This window comes from Methylorubrum salsuginis (genome assembly GCF_900114375.1).
GTDB classification, from domain to species: Bacteria; Pseudomonadota; Alphaproteobacteria; order Rhizobiales; family Beijerinckiaceae; genus Methylobacterium; species Methylobacterium salsuginis.
The window spans coordinates 79,396-95,605 of sequence record NZ_FOSV01000002.1 but is presented as its reverse complement, the minus strand read 5'-3'; the positions used below and the strand labels follow the sequence as shown (position 1 = coordinate 95,605).

General features: G+C 70.2%; 14 protein-coding genes. 5 read left to right on the top strand and 9 right to left on the bottom strand.

What is annotated here, in order from left to right:
* The first annotated feature begins 5 nt into the window (after positions 1–5).
* The 3 genes from BM140_RS03135 to eda all read left to right on the top strand — a co-directional run bounded on the left by BM140_RS03135 (position 6) and on the right by eda (position 4,212).
* A complete protein-coding gene (locus BM140_RS03135) occupies positions 6–1,508 on the top strand; it encodes an HWE histidine kinase domain-containing protein (protein WP_091941905.1) in 1,503 nt (500 codons plus the stop codon).
* Between the two features lie 233 nt (positions 1,509–1,741).
* Complete coding sequence (gene edd / locus BM140_RS03130; protein ID WP_091941903.1) at positions 1,742–3,571, top strand: phosphogluconate dehydratase; 1,830 nt, start codon at positions 1,742–1,744, stop codon at positions 3,569–3,571.
* Positions 3,572–3,594: 23 nt separating this feature from the next.
* Positions 3,595–4,212 (top strand): bifunctional 4-hydroxy-2-oxoglutarate aldolase/2-dehydro-3-deoxy-phosphogluconate aldolase, encoded by a 618-nt coding sequence (gene eda / locus BM140_RS03125; protein WP_091941901.1) that lies wholly within the window; start codon positions 3,595–3,597, stop codon positions 4,210–4,212.
* A 205-nt stretch (positions 4,213–4,417) separates the two neighbouring features.
* Here eda and BM140_RS03120 read toward each other — a convergent pair whose 3' ends face one another.
* From BM140_RS03120 to rlmH, 9 genes are all read right to left on the bottom strand, one after another.
* Positions 4,418–4,777 carry a DUF2794 domain-containing protein gene (locus BM140_RS03120; RefSeq protein ID WP_091942666.1) on the bottom strand — a complete coding sequence of 120 codons (360 nt, stop codon included), beginning with the start codon at positions 4,775–4,777 and terminating at the stop codon, positions 4,418–4,420.
* 554 nt (positions 4,778–5,331) lie between these two features.
* Positions 5,332–7,266, bottom strand: a complete 1,935-nt coding sequence (locus BM140_RS03115) for a potassium transporter Kup (protein ID WP_091941899.1) — start codon at positions 7,264–7,266, stop codon at positions 5,332–5,334.
* An 84-nt stretch (positions 7,267–7,350) separates the two neighbouring features.
* Positions 7,351–8,076, bottom strand: a complete 726-nt coding sequence (locus BM140_RS03110; protein ID WP_091941897.1) for a DUF2939 domain-containing protein — start codon at positions 8,074–8,076, stop codon at positions 7,351–7,353.
* 21 nt (positions 8,077–8,097) lie between these two features.
* On the bottom strand, positions 8,098–8,667 hold the full coding sequence (locus BM140_RS03105) for an RNA pyrophosphohydrolase (protein ID WP_091942664.1): 570 nt from the start codon (positions 8,665–8,667) through the stop codon (positions 8,098–8,100).
* A gap of 66 nt (positions 8,668–8,733) precedes the next feature.
* On the bottom strand, positions 8,734–10,443 hold the full coding sequence (locus tag BM140_RS03100) for a methyl-accepting chemotaxis protein (RefSeq protein WP_425287037.1): 1,710 nt from the start codon (positions 10,441–10,443) through the stop codon (positions 8,734–8,736).
* A 272-nt stretch (positions 10,444–10,715) separates the two neighbouring features.
* Complete coding sequence (locus tag BM140_RS03095; RefSeq protein ID WP_091941895.1) at positions 10,716–11,927, bottom strand: divergent polysaccharide deacetylase family protein; 1,212 nt, start codon at positions 11,925–11,927, stop codon at positions 10,716–10,718.
* 156 nt (positions 11,928–12,083) lie between these two features.
* A complete protein-coding gene (locus tag BM140_RS03090; protein WP_091941892.1) occupies positions 12,084–13,406 on the bottom strand; it encodes a S41 family peptidase in 1,323 nt (440 codons plus the stop codon).
* Positions 13,406–14,752: a murein hydrolase activator EnvC family protein gene (locus BM140_RS03085; protein WP_091941890.1), complete on the bottom strand. Its 1,347-nt coding sequence runs from the start codon at positions 14,750–14,752 to the stop codon at positions 13,406–13,408. The genes BM140_RS03090 and BM140_RS03085 overlap by 1 nt, the downstream gene beginning before the upstream one ends.
* On the bottom strand, positions 14,749–15,246 hold the full coding sequence (gene rlmH, locus BM140_RS03080) for a 23S rRNA (pseudouridine(1915)-N(3))-methyltransferase RlmH (protein ID WP_091941888.1): 498 nt from the start codon (positions 15,244–15,246) through the stop codon (positions 14,749–14,751). The genes BM140_RS03085 and rlmH overlap by 4 nt, the downstream gene beginning before the upstream one ends.
* Before the next feature lie 134 nt (positions 15,247–15,380).
* On the opposite strand from rlmH, the gene BM140_RS03075 reads away from it, so the two are divergent.
* A complete protein-coding gene (locus tag BM140_RS03075; protein WP_091941886.1) occupies positions 15,381–15,809 on the top strand; it encodes a MarR family winged helix-turn-helix transcriptional regulator in 429 nt (142 codons plus the stop codon).
* 4 nt (positions 15,810–15,813) lie between these two features.
* Positions 15,814–16,194, top strand: coding sequence for a tautomerase family protein (locus tag BM140_RS03070; RefSeq protein ID WP_091941884.1), 381 nt, complete (start codon positions 15,814–15,816; stop codon positions 16,192–16,194).
* The last annotated feature ends 16 nt before the right edge of the window (positions 16,195–16,210 follow it).

Genomic DNA, 16,210 nt, shown 5'->3' with positions numbered 1-16,210 from the left:
TGACCGTGACCAGCCGCCAGGAGCACGACCGGATCGACGCGGAATTACACCGCGTCTCCAAGAGCAACGATCCTTTCGCCGCCGCCGTGCGGGCGACCCGGATGCCGATGCTGATCACCGATCCGAGCCAGCCCGACAACCCGATCGTCTTCGTCAACGATTCCTTCTCGAAGCTCACGGGCTACAGCCGCGAGGAAATCCTCGGCCGCAACTGCCGCTTCCTGCAGGGGCCGGAGACGAACCGCGAGGACGTGGCGAAGATCCGCGACGCCATCGAGCGCCGTATTCCGATCGAGATCGACCTTCAGAATCACAAGAAGAGCGGCGAAATCTTCTGGAACCGGCTGCTGATCTCGCCGGTCTTCGATTCCGACGGGCAGCTTACCTACTTCTTCGCCTCGCAGTTCGACGTGACGCTGGAGCGCGACCGGCTGGTGCGGCTCCAGCGCGACCGCGACGCCCTGGAGCAGGAGGTCGAGCGCCGCAACGACGACCTGAACCGCAGCGAGAGCCGCCTGCACTTCATGCTCGCCGCCGGCCGCCTCGGCGCCTGGAGCCTCGATCTCGGGGATCGCCGCCTGGTGGCCTCGGAGCTGTGCAAGCTCAATTTCGGCCGCCCGCCGGGCGAGCCCTTCACCTATGACGACCTCGTCGCCGCCGTGGTGGCGGAGGACCGCCCGAAGCTGGAGGCCGCGATGCAGGCCGCCATCGATCGGCGCAGCGATTACGACGTCGAGCATCGCGTCACCGCGCAGGGCGGCGAGGTCCGCTGGGTGCAGCTGCGCGGCCGGGCCTATTACCGGGCCGACGGCGCGCCGCTCTCCATGGCCGGCATCTCGCTCGACGTGACCGAGCGCAAGCGCGCCGACGAGCAGCGCGCCTTGCTCGCCGCCGAGATGAAGCACCGGGTCAAGAACTCGATCGCGACCGTGCAGTCGATCGCCCACCAGACGCTTCGCAACGCCGCCTCGATCCAGGACGCGCAGAAGACGCTCGACGCCCGCCTCAACTCTCTGGCGAACGCCCACGACATCCTCACCTCCGAGAGCGATGTCGGCGCGACGCTGGCCGAGGCGGTCGAGACTGCGCTGAGCCCGTTCCGGGTCAGCCCGCGCGGCCGCATCCGGGTCGGCGGGCCGGAGGTGCGCCTGTCGCCGCGCCTGACGCTCGCCGTGGTGATGGCGCTCCACGAACTCGCCACCAACGCCTCGAAATACGGCGGCCTCTCCAACGATTCCGGCAAGGTGATCCTCAATTGGGAAGTCGACGGCAAGCGCCCCGGCACCCGGCCGACCCAGGATTTCGCCGACGGCCAGGGCGCGTCGCCGGCCCTGCTGCGCCTGCGCTGGGAGGAGCTCGACGGCCCGCCGGTGGAGAAGCCGAGCCGGGTCGGCTTCGGCACCCGCATGATCGAGCGCGTGCTCGCCGCCGAGTTCGGCGGTCGCGCCGCCATCGACTACCGCCCCCGCGGCCTGGTCTTCACCGTCGAGGCGCCGCTGCCGGATTGATACGGTCCCCGCTCGAATCAAGCGGGACCGTATCGGCAAGCCCGCGCGGCCCTTGAGCGAAGCCCAAATCCGCCATCCCGAAGGGAGCAACCGGATTGGGTCTGAGGCACGGTGACAGCCGGCCCGATCGGTCCATCGGCCGCGATCCCGTTTCGAACCGCTCCATGGTAAGGACGGGCGAGCCGGGCGCCGTTTCCGCGGTGTCTCGCGAAACGAACGAGGCTTGATCCGCCATGCCGGAGCTTCATCCCGAGGTCGCCGCGGTCACCGAGCGGGTGATCGCCCGCTCCCGCGACAGCCGCCGCGCCTATCTCGACCTGATCGAGCGCGAGCGCGAGGCCGGCGTCCACCGCCCCAAGCTCGCCTGCGGCAACCTCGCCCACGGCTTCGCGGCGTCGGGCGAGGACAAGTCGGCGATCATCGCCGGGCGCGCCATGAACATCGGCATCGTCACCGCCTACAACGACATGCTCTCGGCGCATCAGCCCTACGGGCGCTACCCCGAGCAGATCAAGATTTTCGCCCGCGAGGTCGGCGCCACCGCGCAGGTCGCGGGCGGCACGCCGGCCATGTGCGACGGCGTCACGCAAGGCCAGCGCGGCATGGAACTGTCGCTGTTCTCCCGCGACACCATCGCATTGTCGACCGCCGTCGCCTTGAGCCACGGCATGTTCGAGGGCGCGGCGCTGTTAGGGATTTGCGACAAGATCGTTCCGGGCCTCATCATCGGGGCCCTGCGCTTCGGCCATCTGCCGATGATCCTGATTCCCGCCGGCCCGATGCCGTCGGGGCTGGCCAACAAGGAAAAGCAGCGCATCCGCCAGCTCTTCGCCGAGGGCAAGGTCGGCCGCAAGGAACTGCTGGAGAGCGAGTCCGCCTCCTACCACGGCGCCGGCACCTGCACCTTCTACGGTACGGCGAACTCCAACCAGATGATGATGGACGTGATGGGCCTGCACATGCCCGGCGCCTCCTTCATCAATCCCGGCACGCGCCTGCGCCAGGCCGTGACCCGCTCGGCGATCCACCGGCTCACCGAGATCGGCTGGAGCGGCAACGATTACCGCCCGCTCGGGCGCTGCATCGACGAGAAGGCGATCGTCAACGCCATCGTCGGCCTGCTGGCCACCGGCGGCTCGACCAATCACGCGATCCATATCCCGGCCATGGCGCGCGCCGCCGGCATCGTCGTCGATTGGGAGGATTTCGACCGGCTCTCGGGCGTCGTGCCGCTGATCGCCCGCGTCTACCCGAACGGCGCGGGCGACGTGAACCACTTCCACGCGGCGGGCGGCATGTCCTACGTCATCGCCGCGCTGATCGATGCCGGCCTCCTGCACGACGACCTCCTGACGGTCGCCGGCACGCGCCTGCGCGATCACGCCCGCGACCCCAAGCTCACGGGCGAGGACGACAGCCTCACCTTCGAGGACGCGCCCGCCGAGCCCCTGGACGACACGATGCTGCGCCCACCCGCCAATCCGTTCCAGCCCGATGGCGGGATGCGGCTGGTGAAGGGCAACCTCGGACGCGCCACCTTCAAGACCAGCGCGGTCGAGCCGCAGCGGCGCACGATTCAAGCCCCCGCCCGCGTCTTCTCCGATCAGGACGACGTCATCGCGGCCTTCAAGGCGGGGGAACTCGATGGGGACGTGGTGGTGGTGGTCCGCTTCCAGGGCCCCCGGGCCAACGGCATGCCGGAACTGCACAAGCTCACCCCGCCGCTCGGCGTGCTGCAGGACCGCGGCCACAAGGTCGCGCTGGTCACCGACGGGCGGATGTCCGGCGCCTCCGGCAAGGTGCCGGCCGCGATCCATCTGAGCCCGGAAGCCGTCGGCGGCGGCCCCATCGGCCGCATCCGCGACGGCGACGTGATCCGCCTCTCGGCGGAAGACGGCGTGCTGGAGGTGCTGGTCGATCCGGCCGAGTGGGAGGCCCGCGAGGACGCGAGCCGGCCTCCCGACGGCCTCGGCACCGGCCGGGAATTGTTTGCGTTCATGCGCCAGGGCGCCGACGACGCCGAACGTGGTGGCTCTGCGATGCTGGCCGCCGCGGGCCTCTGACGAGGGAAGCGAGAGACACCGACATGAGCACCATCGACGCGCTGATGCGCTCCGTCCCCGTCATTCCCGTCCTCGTCGTCGAGGACGCGGCCGACGCCGTGCCGATGGCCGAGGCCCTGGTCTCCGGCAGCCTTACCGCCCTGGAGGTCACCCTGCGCACCCCCGCGGCTTTGGACGTGATCCGGGCGATGTCCTCGGTCGAGGGCGCCGTCGTCGGCGCCGGCACCGTGCTGAACGCCCGCGACCTCGACGCCGCCATCGGCGCGGGCGCGAAGTTCATCGTCAGCCCCGGCCTCACCGCGCCGCTCACGGAAGCGGCGCTGGCCTCCGGCGTGCCCTACCTGCCGGGCGTGGCGACCTCGGCCGACATCATGCGCGGCCTCGACCACGGGCTCGACCGCTTCAAGTTCTTCCCGGCTGAGGCCGCGGGCGGGCTCAAGGCGCTCAAGGCGCTGGCCGCCCCGTTCCATCAGGTCCGCTTCTGTCCGACAGGGGGCATCACCGAGGCCACCGCCCCGGACTGGCTCGCCCACCCTTCCGTGCTCTGCGTCGGCGGAAGCTGGGTCGTGCCCGCGGGCAAGCCCGATCCCGGCGCGATCCGGCGTCTGGCTCAGGCCGCAGGGCAACTCCGGAAGGCGTAAGGATCACAAGCGGGGCTCTGCCCCGCACCCCGCCGAAGGGATGATCCCTTCGGAATCCCGGGACTTAGAGTGCCTCACATAACTCCCGTTCACAGCCGGTGTCCTCTCCGGGCGCGACGGCGCGGCGGGAGTTTTGTGAGAGACACTTAGCATCGGCCCGAAAGGTGGGAGCCGGCTTTCGGAAAAGCCGATGCGGCACAAGAATCTACACCGCCTTCAGCGGGCCTTCGAGCACGCCGAGGACGCGGGCGAGGTCGTGACCGCGCTTCATCACGAGGCCGCTCGCCGCGATCACCGCATAGGCGCCCTGGCGGCGGGCGAGCTTCGGATCCTTCTCGACCCGGTAGAGCGGCATCTCGGAGGTGCGGCGGTAGATCGAGAACACCGCCTTGTCGCGGCGGAAATCCAGCGCGTAGTCGCGCCACTCCCCTTCCGCCACACGGCGTCCGTAGAGATTGAACAGAATCCGCAATTCGTCGCGCTGGAAGGCGACCTGGGGTGTGGTGGTGGACGGGAACGGGATCACCTGCGAATCCCGCGGCTCGGCGCTCTGGCCCTCGCTCATCGTCGCTCCCTGGCGCATCGGCCGCCGGACGGGCCGCCGGTTCGTTTCAAGGGAATGATGGGCCGCCGGGTCCATGCCGACAAGGTGGTTCGCCGGCCATGCATGGCCGGATCGCTTTCCGGGCGGCCGCGCAACCGAAATGAATACATCATGTGCGCGGCCGCACCGTCGGAGGAGCCGGCCACGGTCTCGCCGCGATCTCGCCTTGCCAAGGTCACCTGAACACGATCATGTGTGACCTGAAACCTCGTCGGCGCGTCCCCGGGGTGGCGCCTGAAACCCGAGCTCCCCAGCCCTCGGGCGTCAATCCGGTTCCGGCTCGCCGACACCCGGAGGTTTCGAGACCCAAGGACTTCAGGCGGCCTCTTCGGAGCGCCGCCCTTTTTTCGTGCCGTGCCGTATTCCGGGCGCTGCCGTGAAGGATCTGGTCGTAGCGCATCCCTCTATGGGGTCTCAGGCGTACCACCACACCAAGGGACTGAATATCGAGCCACATCGAGGCAGATCTGCTGCTCGCACGCAAATCGGCGAGTCTTCAATCGAACCGATCGGTGTCAAATCTCGATCTCGGTCCCGATCTCGATCACCTGATGGGCCGGCACGCAGAAATGCGCGCCGGTGCGCTCGGCGCTGTTCTGCATCACCGCGAACAGGGCCTCGCGCCAGTCCGACATGCCGCGCCGGTCCGAGACCGGGATGATGGTCTCGTGGCCGACGAAGACGGTGAGATCCTCGGTGAACGCCTCCGGCAGCTTGCCCGACGAGACGGCGCAACGCAGCCCCTCGGGGATCGAGGCCGATTGCATGAAGCCGTAGCGCAGGATCACCCGGCGGATGTCGGGGGTGATCTGGCTCACCTCGGCCCGCTCGCCGGGTGGCACCGTCGGGGTTTCCTCGAACAGGGCCGTGACGATGAGGACGCGGGCGTGGAGCGCGCCGAGGCGATCCACCACCCGCACCATCGGCAGCGGGATGCCGTTGGTGGCCGAGGACAGGAAGGCGGCGCAGCCCGGCAGGGTGATCGGCGGATCGGTGCGCAGGCGCTCGATGAAGGCGGGCTCGGACGGGCGCTGGTTGATCCGCGCATCCTCCATGCATGTGTTGCCCTTGCGCCAAGTCAGCATCAGGAACGCGACCGCGCCGGCGAGAACCAGGGGAAACCAGCCGCCCTCGACGATCTTCACGCTGTTGGCCGAGAGGAAGATCAGGTCGATCAGGAGGAAGAATCCGTTGACCGCGATCACCGCCGGCAGCGCGTAGCCCCATTTGCGGGCGACCAGCCCGGCGAGCAGGGTGGTGATCGCCATGAGCAGCGAGACGGCGATGCCGTAGGCCCCGGCCAAGGCGTCGGAGGAGCGGAAGATCAGGACCGCCGCGAGGGTGGCGGCGGCGAGCAGCCAGTTGACGGTGGGCACATAGATCTGACCGCGCTCGTCGGGGGCGGTGTGGACCACCCGCATCGGCGGCAGGAAGCCGAGCTGCACCGATTGCTGGGTCAGCGAAAACACGCCGGAGATGATCGCCTGCGAGGCGATGACGGTGGCGAGCGTCGCCAGCCCGATCAGCGGGTAATGCGCCCAGTCCGGCGCGAGCCGGTAGAACGGGTTCTCCACCGCCGACGGGTCGGCGAGCAGGATCGCCCCCTGGCCGAAATAGTGGATCATCAGCGCGGGCAGCACGAGGCCGAACCACGCCGCCCGGATCGCCTTGGCGCCGAAATGGCCGAGATCGGCATACATCGCCTCGCCGCCGGTGACCGCGAGGAAGGCCGCCCCCAGCATGGCGAAGCCGACGCCGAGCCCGGCATGGCCGACGAACTCCACAGCCGCCAGCGGATTGATCGCCCGAAGGATCTGCGGCGCCTGGAGGATGCCGCCGATGCCGAGGGCGGCCAGCACCACGAACCACACCAGCATCACCGGCCCGAAGATGCGCCCGATGAAGGCCGCGCCCCGGCTCTGCACGAGGAAGAGGCCGACCAGGATGACGAGGGTGATCGGGACGACGTAGCGGTCGAGGGCGGGGGCATCGACCTTCAGCCCCTCCACCGCCGAGAGCACCGAGATCGCGGGGGTGATCGCCCCGTCGCCGTAGAGCAAGGCGGCGCCGACGAGGCCGACGACGAGGAGCAGGGCTTGCCGCGAGCCGGGCTTGGCGTGGCGCGCGCCCAGCAGCGCCAGCATCGCGACGATGCCGCCCTCGCCCCTGTTGTCGGCCCGCAGGATCAGCACGGCGTATTTCACCGAGACGATCAGGATCAGCGACCACAGGATCAGCGAGACGGCACCCGTCACCGCCACCGCCGAGGGCGGCTGACCGTGGCTGGCCGCCCGCACCGCCTCCTTGAAGGCGTAGAGCGGGCTCGTGCCGATATCGCCGTAGACGACGCCCAGCGTCGCCAGCAGCAGCCCGGCCCCGAGCCGTCGCTCCGGCCCGTGCTCCGCGTCGCCCGGATCGTGTTGGGAAGGGGTGGCCGACGCTGCCCTCAAGGGTGCGCTCCGCGAAGCGAGACCGCGCTCAACGCGGCCAGCCCAACCTAAGTTGCGCCGATCCTTCGTCCAGTGACATCCCCGTCAGCGAGCCCGCGGCGGGACCGGCTCCGGTGCGGCCTTGTCATGCCCTTGCTTCTCTTGCCCTTGCTTCTCTTGCCCCTGCTTCTCTTGCCCCTGCTTCTCTTGCCCCGACTTCTCTTGCCCCGACTTCTCGCGCAGACGGGCGACTCCGGCGGCGATCTTCTCGGCGATGCGCCCGCGCAGATCCTCGGACAGTTCGATCTCGACGATGCGCCAGCCCCAATCGTGCAGGCGCAGGCGCAGGCGGAACTGCTCGGCGCGCGGGCGGTCGGGCGGCACCGGGATGACGACCGAGCGGAAGCCGCGCATGTCGGAGGCGAGGTAATAGCGCAGCGCCCGTGACAGATCGGGGATGCGCAGGCCGTCCCGGCGCTCGTGGCGCTGGGTCGCCTCGGGTAGCTCGAGCGCCTGCGGCCAGCCGTCGTCGAGGAGATCGACCACGGTCTTCGGCGTCACCAGCGCCTCGGCGACGGGCAGCGCCAGCGCCGCCGCCGCGTCGGTCAGGCGCTGGCGCTCGCGGGGCTCGGCGGCGGCCTCGGCCCGGATCGTGGCGGAGACCTGCCGGGCGAGCGACAGGCGCAGGGTGCGGAAGTTGACCCGCTGCTCGACGGCGGTCACGTCGCCCGCCTGCACGGCGCGCGCCAGCTCGTAGAGCGACCAGAACGGCGTCAGGGTGTAGGCGAGCCAAGCCAGCGCCGCCAGGAGGGGAATCGACCACCAGCGCATCGTGTCAGCGCTTGGCGCGGCTCACGATCGCGCTCCGGCGGCGTGCCAGCCGGCGAGGCCGGAAAAGGCCGCCACGACCCCCTCGTAGACCGGCCGCTTGAACGGGATGATCAGGCCGGGCAGCGCCTCCAGCCGCTCCCAGCGCCACGCATCGAACTCGGCCTTATGAGCACCGCCGCCCGGTGCCTCGACATCGATCACGTCCTCGCGACCGGTGAGGCCGAAGGCGAACCACTTCTGGCGCTGGCCGCGGTAGCGGCCCTTCCAGGCCTGCTTCATCACCGCGGGCGGGAGATCGTAGGCGAGCCAGTCGCGGGTCTCGGCCAGCAGGGTCACGGCGTCGGCCGGGACGTTGGTCTCCTCGTGGAGTTCGCGCAAGGCCGCGGCGAGCGGCGCCTCGCCCGCGTCGATGCCGCCCTGCGGCATCTGCCACGCATGGCCGTCCGCCACGTGCTCGGGCCCGGCCTCGGACTTGCGCCGGCCGACGAAGACCAGCCCGTCCGGGTTGAACAGGGCCACGCCGACGCAGGGCCGGTAGGGCAGCGCGCCGTCGTCGGACGGGTGCAGGAGGTCGTCGCTCGGGTTCGTCATGGCGGCGCGACCATAGGACGGCGCGCGCGCCAGCGGCAACGCCGTCCTGACCGTTGCGTGTGGGCCTCAGGCCGCCCGCACGCTCGCCAGGAAGCGGGCGACCTCGCCCGAAAGGTGCTCGGATTGCCGCGAAAGCTCGGTCGAGGCGGCCAGCACCTGATCGGCGGCGACGCCCGCCTCCTCGGCGGCACTCGCCACGCCCGCGATGTTGCCGGTGACCTCGCCCGCGCCGGCCGCCGCCTGGGCGACGTTGCGGACGATCTCCTGGGTCGCCGCCCCCTGTTGCTCCACCGCCGCGGCAATGGAGGCGGCGACACCGCTGATCTCCTCGATGCGGCCGGTGATGCCGGCGATCGCCGCCGCCGCGCTGCCCGTCGTGCCCTGGATGCGGCCGATCTGGCCGGCGATCTCCTCGGTCGCCCGCGCGGTCTGGTTGGCGAGCTCCTTCACTTCCGCCGCGACCACGGCGAAGCCGCGACCGGCCTCGCCGGCACGGGCCGCCTCGATCGTGGCGTTGAGCGCCAGGAGATTGGTCTGGCCCGCGATGGTGGTGATCAGGGTGACGACGTCGCCGATCTTGGCCACCGCGTCGCTCAAGTCGCGCACATGCGCTTGCGTGCGCGCCGCCTCGCCGACAGCGGCCTGGGCCAGCATCGACGAACCGCCAACCTGACGGCCGATCTCCTGCACCGAGGCGCCGAGTTCCTCCGCCGCCGCCGCGACGGTGTTGACGTTGGTCGCGGCTTGGCTCGCGGCGGCCGCCACGCTGACCGACTGACTCGCGGTCTGGGTCGCGGCGCCGGCCATGCCCTGAGCGGTCGCCTGAAGCTCGGTCGCGGCGGAGGAAACCAGGGTGACGATGCCGCCCACCGCCCGCTCGAACCGGTCGGCCATCTCGCGGGTCGCCGCCCTGCGCTGCGCCTCGGCCCCGGCGCGGGACGCTGCCGTCTCCTCCTCCAGCCGGCGCATGCGGATCAGGCTGTCCTTGAACACCTGCACCCCGTCGGCGAGGGTGCCGATCTCGGTGCGGGCGCCGCGATGGGGAATCGCCACCGTGTGGTCGCCCGCGGCGAGCGCCTGCATCGGCCGGACCACCGAGGCGATGCCGTGCGTGATGCCGCGCACGATCAGGAAGGCGAGGACGCCCGAGAGCAGGAAGCCGAGGACGACGGCCGCGAACACCGTGCCGCGGGCCCACCGGAACGTCGATTCCCCCTCGGCCATGGCGCGGCCGGCACCGTCGTTGTTGAAGGCGACCAGCTTTTCCAGGGCATTCGACATCGCGCGCCGGGGCGCGAGACCCTTCGATTCGTAATAGGCGAAGGCCTCGGCCTTCAGCCCCTGGCGCGACAGGTCGAGCAACTTCGCGCGCTCGGCCTCGAAGGTCGCCAGCTCGCGCCGGTAGGTCTCGTACAGCGCCCGCTCCTCGGGCGAGGCGATCAGCGTCTCGTAGAGGGCCTGACGCTCGGCCACCTTGGCACCGAAGCGCTCGAAATCCTTCTCCATGGCGGCGAGCATCTGCGGTTCGACGGCCTGGGTGTGGCGCAGCATGACGCCGTTCATGCGGGCCGCCAGGGTGTCGATCTCGGCCAGAGCCCGCACGCTCGGGAGCCAGTTCCGCTCGATCGCGAGCGCCTGATCGCGCAGGACGCCCATGCTGAACAATCCCAGCACACCGAGCCCGAGAAGAAAGCCGGTCAGCAAGGCAAAGGAAGCGATCAGCTTGTTGCGGATCGAAAGGTTCGGAAACGACACGGCCGGCTCCAGCGACACCATCCGCCGCGGATTTTCGCTCCGGCGGCTATCGTCACTCTGTCGGCCGAATGGTTACGAGAGCCCGAATTATTTTTCGAAAAGATCGAGATCAGATCTCATAGGAATCGAATTGATGCAGCATATGTTATATACATATATCTAGTCGAGCCAGCTCCGCCTACAAAGGCAGCACGAGAGCATCGTTCCGAACGACTGTTTCCGGATTTCGTAAAAAGACGATGCGGCCCAAGAACGTAGAGCATCGTTCCGGATCCGAGATCCAGGACGATCCTCTAAGGCGCCGCGCTCGTCAGCTTGTCCAGGGACGGAGCCCGGCGCAGGGCAACGCTCACCGGCACCAGCCGGAGGCCGCGGGCTTCGAGGTCGCGGGTCCAGCGCGACAGGCGGTCGATCGTCAGCTGGGCGGCGCTCGCGGAGGCGAGCACGAAGCCCTTCTGGCGGGCGAGCGCTTCGAGACGGGCGAGTTCGGCGTCGATGGCATCGGGCCGGGCGGTCGCGTCGATCACCACTTCGGCACGGGCGGACGGGAGCTTGGTCTTGCCGGCGACGAAGGGGCGGGTCACCGTGCCGTCGTCGATGAAGCCGAGGCCGCGACCGGCGATCTCCTTCAGCACCGGATCGAGCGCGCCGGCTTCACCCGAGAACTTGGCGCCCATCAGGTTGACCACGCCGACGATGCCGGGAAACCGGCTCAGCGCCCAGCTCGTCCGGTCGAGATTCTCCGCCGGACGCGAGCCTGTCAGCAGCGTCTGGGGGCCCGGATCGCTGTCGGGATAGTCGAACGGCTCCATCGGCAGCTGGACCAGGATCTCGTGGCCGGCCTCGCGGGCGCGCGCCGCGGTCTTTTCGAGGTCGCTGCCGTAGGGCGAGAGCGCGAGGCTGACCGCCGCCGGAAGCCGGGCGATGGCGCCGAGCGTCGCCGCCTGGCCGATGCCGAGGCCCGAGACGAGGATGGCGATGCGCGGGCCCTGGCCCGGCTCCTCCGGGCGGGCATAGACATCGAGCGGCCGCACCTTGCCCTCGCCGATTTTCGGCAGCGGGCCGTTGCGCCCGCGCTCGGTCAGGCGCGGATCGGGGGCGGGGTTGAGGCGGATCTGGCTCGCGTTCGGCACGCGGATGATGACAGGCGCGTCAGGCGCCGTCGCCCCGGCCGGGCGAAACACGCTGACGCCGGAGGCCTGCTCGACCTCCTGGGCCGATTGGGACGGGCCCGGCGGCTTTGCCGGTGCGGCCTCCGCGACGTGTTGAGGCGGCGCGACCGCCGGCTCGCGCCGCTCGATGACGGCGCTGGCGCGGGGCTCGCCGCCGCGCGGATCGCCGGTGAGCGCGACGCCCCCGGCCAGCAGGGCGAGGGCGAGGCAGGCGCCGCCGACGGCATGCGCGGCCGTCGGGCGCGGCAGCCGACGCAGGACGCTCGCCTTCGCGCCGACCTTGGGGCCGACCCCGAGGGGTTTCGTCAGAATATCGTCGGCCGACTCGCTCACCCGCCGTTCCGCCTCTGGCGTTTTTTCCAACGCAACCGGCGCGGACACAAGCGAAACGCAAGCGGCCCGCAGCGCCGGTCTTCACCGTCATTGCGGGCCGCTATGGTTAATCCTTCGCTAATTTCGGCGGACGAGGTCCGCCGGGTCGCAAAAGAATCAGTTCTGGGTCGCCGGCTTCGTCACGTTGGCCGCACCCTTCTGGATGCCGTGCAGGAAGTCGACCGCCGCGATGAGCTGCTTGTCCTTGGCCGGGTCCGGCGGGATGTAGGCCGAGGAACCGCCGCGCTCCTCGACATCCTTCTGCTTGAGGTGGCCCTTCAGACCGGCCTCGCCCTTGGTCTCGTCCTTGCCCTTCAGATCGTCGGGCACGTCCTGCAGCACCTCCTGATCCGGCTCGATGCCCTTCGCCTGGATCGAGCGGCCGGACGGAGTGTAGTAGCGCGCGGTCGTGAGGCGGAGCGCCCCCTGGCCGCCGAGCGGGATGATCGACTGCACCGAGCCCTTGCCGAAGGAGCGCGTGCCCATGATGGTCGCGCGCTTGTGATCCTGCAGGGCGCCGGCCACGATCTCGGAGGCCGAGGCCGCGCCGCCGTTCACCAGCACGACGATCGGCTTGCCCTTGGCGAGGTCGCCGGCCTTGGCCGAGAAGCGCTGGGTCTCGTCGGGGTTGCGCCCGCGGGTCGAGACGATCTCGCCGCGGTCGAGGAAGGCGTCGGAGACCATCACGGCCTGATCGAGCAGGCCGCCGGGGTTGTTGCGCAGATCGACGACGTAACCTTTCAGCTTGTCGTTGCCGATCTCGGTCTGGAGCTTGTCGATCGCGGTCTTGAGGCCGTCGAAGGTCTGCTCGTTGAACTGGGTCAGGCGCACGTAGCCGATGTCGCCGCCCTCGACCTTCGAGCGCACGGGCCGGATCTTGATGATGTCGCGGTTGAGCGTGACGTCGATCGGATCCTTGGCTTCCTTGCGGGTGATCTTGAGGCGCACCGGCGAGTTCACCGGACCGCGCATCTTGTCGACCGCCTGGTTCAGGGTCAGGCCCTGCACCTGATCGTCGTCGATCTGAGTGATGATGTCGTTGGCCAAGAGCCCCGCCTTGGAGGCCGGGGTGTCGTCGATCGGCGAGACGACCTTGATCAGGCCGTCCTCCATCGTGACCTCGATGCCGAGGCCCCCGAACTCGCCCTTGGTGGTGGTCTGCATGTCACGGAACGCCTTGGCGTCCATGTAGCTCGAATGCGGGTCGAGCGAGGTCAGCATGCCGTTTACAGCCGACTCGATGAGCTTCGACTCCTCGGGCTTCTCGACGTAGTCGGTCCGCACCTTCTCGAAGACGTCGCCGAACAGGCTGAGCTGCCGGTAGGTCTCGGCGGAGGCCGCGACCGCGCTCGTGCCCGAGAGCAGCTGCGTCTGGGTCGAAAGGGCCGAGGCGCCGATCCCGAGGGCGGCGCCGAGCAACACGAGGGACACTTTGCGCATTATCCGCGAACCTTCTCGCTGGAACTTCTCGCCCACCACGGCTCCGGATCGATGGAGCCGCCGTCTTTCCTGAACTCGACGTACAGGACGGGATCGTTCCGATCATCGTCCCTCTGTGACGCAGCCGGCAACGCACTCGCCTGCGTCACCGCCGGGCCGCCGCCCTCGCCCATGGCAGCCACCGGCTCGCCCGCCAACACGAACTGACCGACTTCGACGTTGATCTGGTCCATGCCCGCCAACAAGAGATAGTAGCCGTCGCCCGCGTTGATGATCAAGAGACGGCCGTAGGAGCGGAACGGCCCGGCGAACGACACCCAGCCGTCGGCCGGAGCGGACACCACCGCCTTCGGCCGCGTCCGCAGCGAGATGCCGCGGGTGGTGCCGTTCTGCCCGTCGGGCTGGCCGAAGCCGCGCACCAGCGTGCCGCTGACTGGCCTGGGCAGATCGCCGCGGGCCTCCGCGAATTTCACCTTCGGGGCGAGCTTGGCCGGATCGCGGGCGCCGGCGGCCGCGAACTTCTCCTGCGTCTTGCGCTGCTCGCGCTCTTCCGCCGCCTTCGCCTCGTCGGCGGCGCGGCGGGCGGTGGACAGCTCGCCCTCCATCCGGTCCACGAGGTCCTTCAGGGTCTTGGCCTGGGTGCCGAGTTCGGTGCTCCTGCGGCGCTCCTGGGTGAGGTCGGACTCGATCTGGACCTGACGGGTGCGGCGGGCGGCCACCAGCGCGTCGAGGCGCTGGCGCTCGGCGGCCCAGCCGGCGAGATCCTTTCGGAGCGCCTCGCGGTCGGCGGCGATCTGGGCCCGCACCCGCACCAGTTCGGAAAGGTCGCCCGCCAGGGTCTCGGCCTCGCCGCGCAATTCCGGCACCACGGCGCCGAGCAGCATGGAGGTGCGGATCGCGGCGAGCACGTCCTCGGGCCGCACCAGCACCGCGGGCGGCGGGCGCCGGCCCATCCGCTGGAGCGCGGCCAGGATCTCGGCGATGACGGCGCGGCGCGAATCGAGCGACTTGCGGATCGCCGCGTCGCTGTCGGTGAGCGAGCGCAGGCGCTCCTCCAGCCGGCTCAGCCGGTCCTCGGTCGCCTGGGCCTGCCGCCCGGCATCGAGCAGGGCCGCGCTGAGCTTGGCCCGGTCGGTGCCGATCGCCGCGATCTCGGCCTCCAGCGCGGCGCGGTTGCCGGCGCTGGCGGCCAGCGCGTCCTCGATCTGCTTGAGGCTTTGGGCGCGCCGGTCGCGCTCCTCCTGGGCCTGACGCATCGCGTCGGCATTGTCCTGCGCCCCCGCCGGCACGCCGACGGTGACCAGGCAGGCCAGGAGCAGCACCGCCCTCGTCCGAAAAGGCCTCATGCGTCGGGATCGCCGCGGTGATAGGGGTGGCCCGCCAGGATGGTGAGAGTCCGGTAGGCCTGCTCGAGGACGAGCACGCGCACCAGCCCGTGCGGGAGTGTCGCCGCTCCGAAGGCGAGAATATGGTCGGCGCGTGAGCGCACGCGCTCGTGAAGTCCGTCCGCCCCGCCGATCACGAACGCGAGCGCCGGGCGCCCCGCATCGCGCCAGTCCCCGATCCGGGCGGCGAGGCGCTCGCTCGGCCAGTCGGAGCGACCGCGCTCGTCGCAGGCGATCAGCGCGGCGTCCGCCGGAATCAGGGACAGAATCGCCTCGGCCTCCTCCGCCACCCGGTCGGCGGCGCGGCGCGCCCGGGATTCCGGGATTTCGGGAAGGTCGCAAGCCGTGACGCCGAGGCTCCGCCCGAGCGCGGCGGCGCGCTCGCGGTAGCGGGCGGTCAGATCCCGCTCCGGCCCGTTCTTCAGGCGTCCGACGGCGACGACGAGGAGGCGCAAGGCGGAAGGGCCGTCCTGACAAGGAATTCGCGAGGAGGCCGGCGATAGCATGATCCGGGCGCGGCGTCTCACGGAGCCGACGCCGCCATCGAACCCGGCATTGAAGCGGCAGAAAATGGGTATATACCCGCTTCATGGCCGCCGACTCGCCCTGCCTGTGCGCGAACCTGCGCCGCGTCACCCGCGCGATCACCGCCGCCTACGATGCGGCGTTGCGGCCGGTGGACTTGCGCATCACCCAGTTCTCGATCCTGCGCATCCTCGACCGGCTCGGGCCCGTCGGCGTGACGCGGCTCGCCGCGGAGGCCGCGCTCGACCGCTCGACCATGGGCCGCAACCTCGATCCGCTGGAGCGGCGCGGCTTCGTGCGGCTGTCCGTCAACGCCGCCGATCAGCGCGAGCGCGTCGCCGCGCTGACCGACGCGGGCCGCGCGGCGCTCTCGGCCGCCCTGCCGCTGTGGCGCGAAGCGCAGGCGCGCGTCGAGAGCGCACTTCCGCCGGCCATCGTCGCCGACCTCGCCGGGCGGCTCGCCCGGATCGAATCCCCCCGACCGGAGACCTGAGACCATGCCGTTCGTTCGCATCGACCTGCCCCAGGGCAAGCCGCCGGAATACCGCCGGACCGTCGGCGACGTGGTCTACGAGGCCATGCGGACGACGCTCAACGTGCCGGAGAACGACCGTTTCCAAGTCATCAGCGAGCATGCGCCGGGCGGCCTTGTCATCGACCCGACCTATCTCGGGATCGAGCGCAGCGCGGACGCCCTGACGATCCAGGTGACGTTGAACGCCGGGCGCAGCGTCGAACTGAAGAAAGCCTTCTACCGCGCCGTCGCCGACGGCCTGCACGCGCGGCTCGGGCTGCGGCGCGAGGACGTGTTCATCAGCCTCGTCGAGGTGCCGAAGGAGAACTGGTCCTTCGGCAACGGCGAGGCGCAATACGCCTGAGCGCCGCCTCGGACCC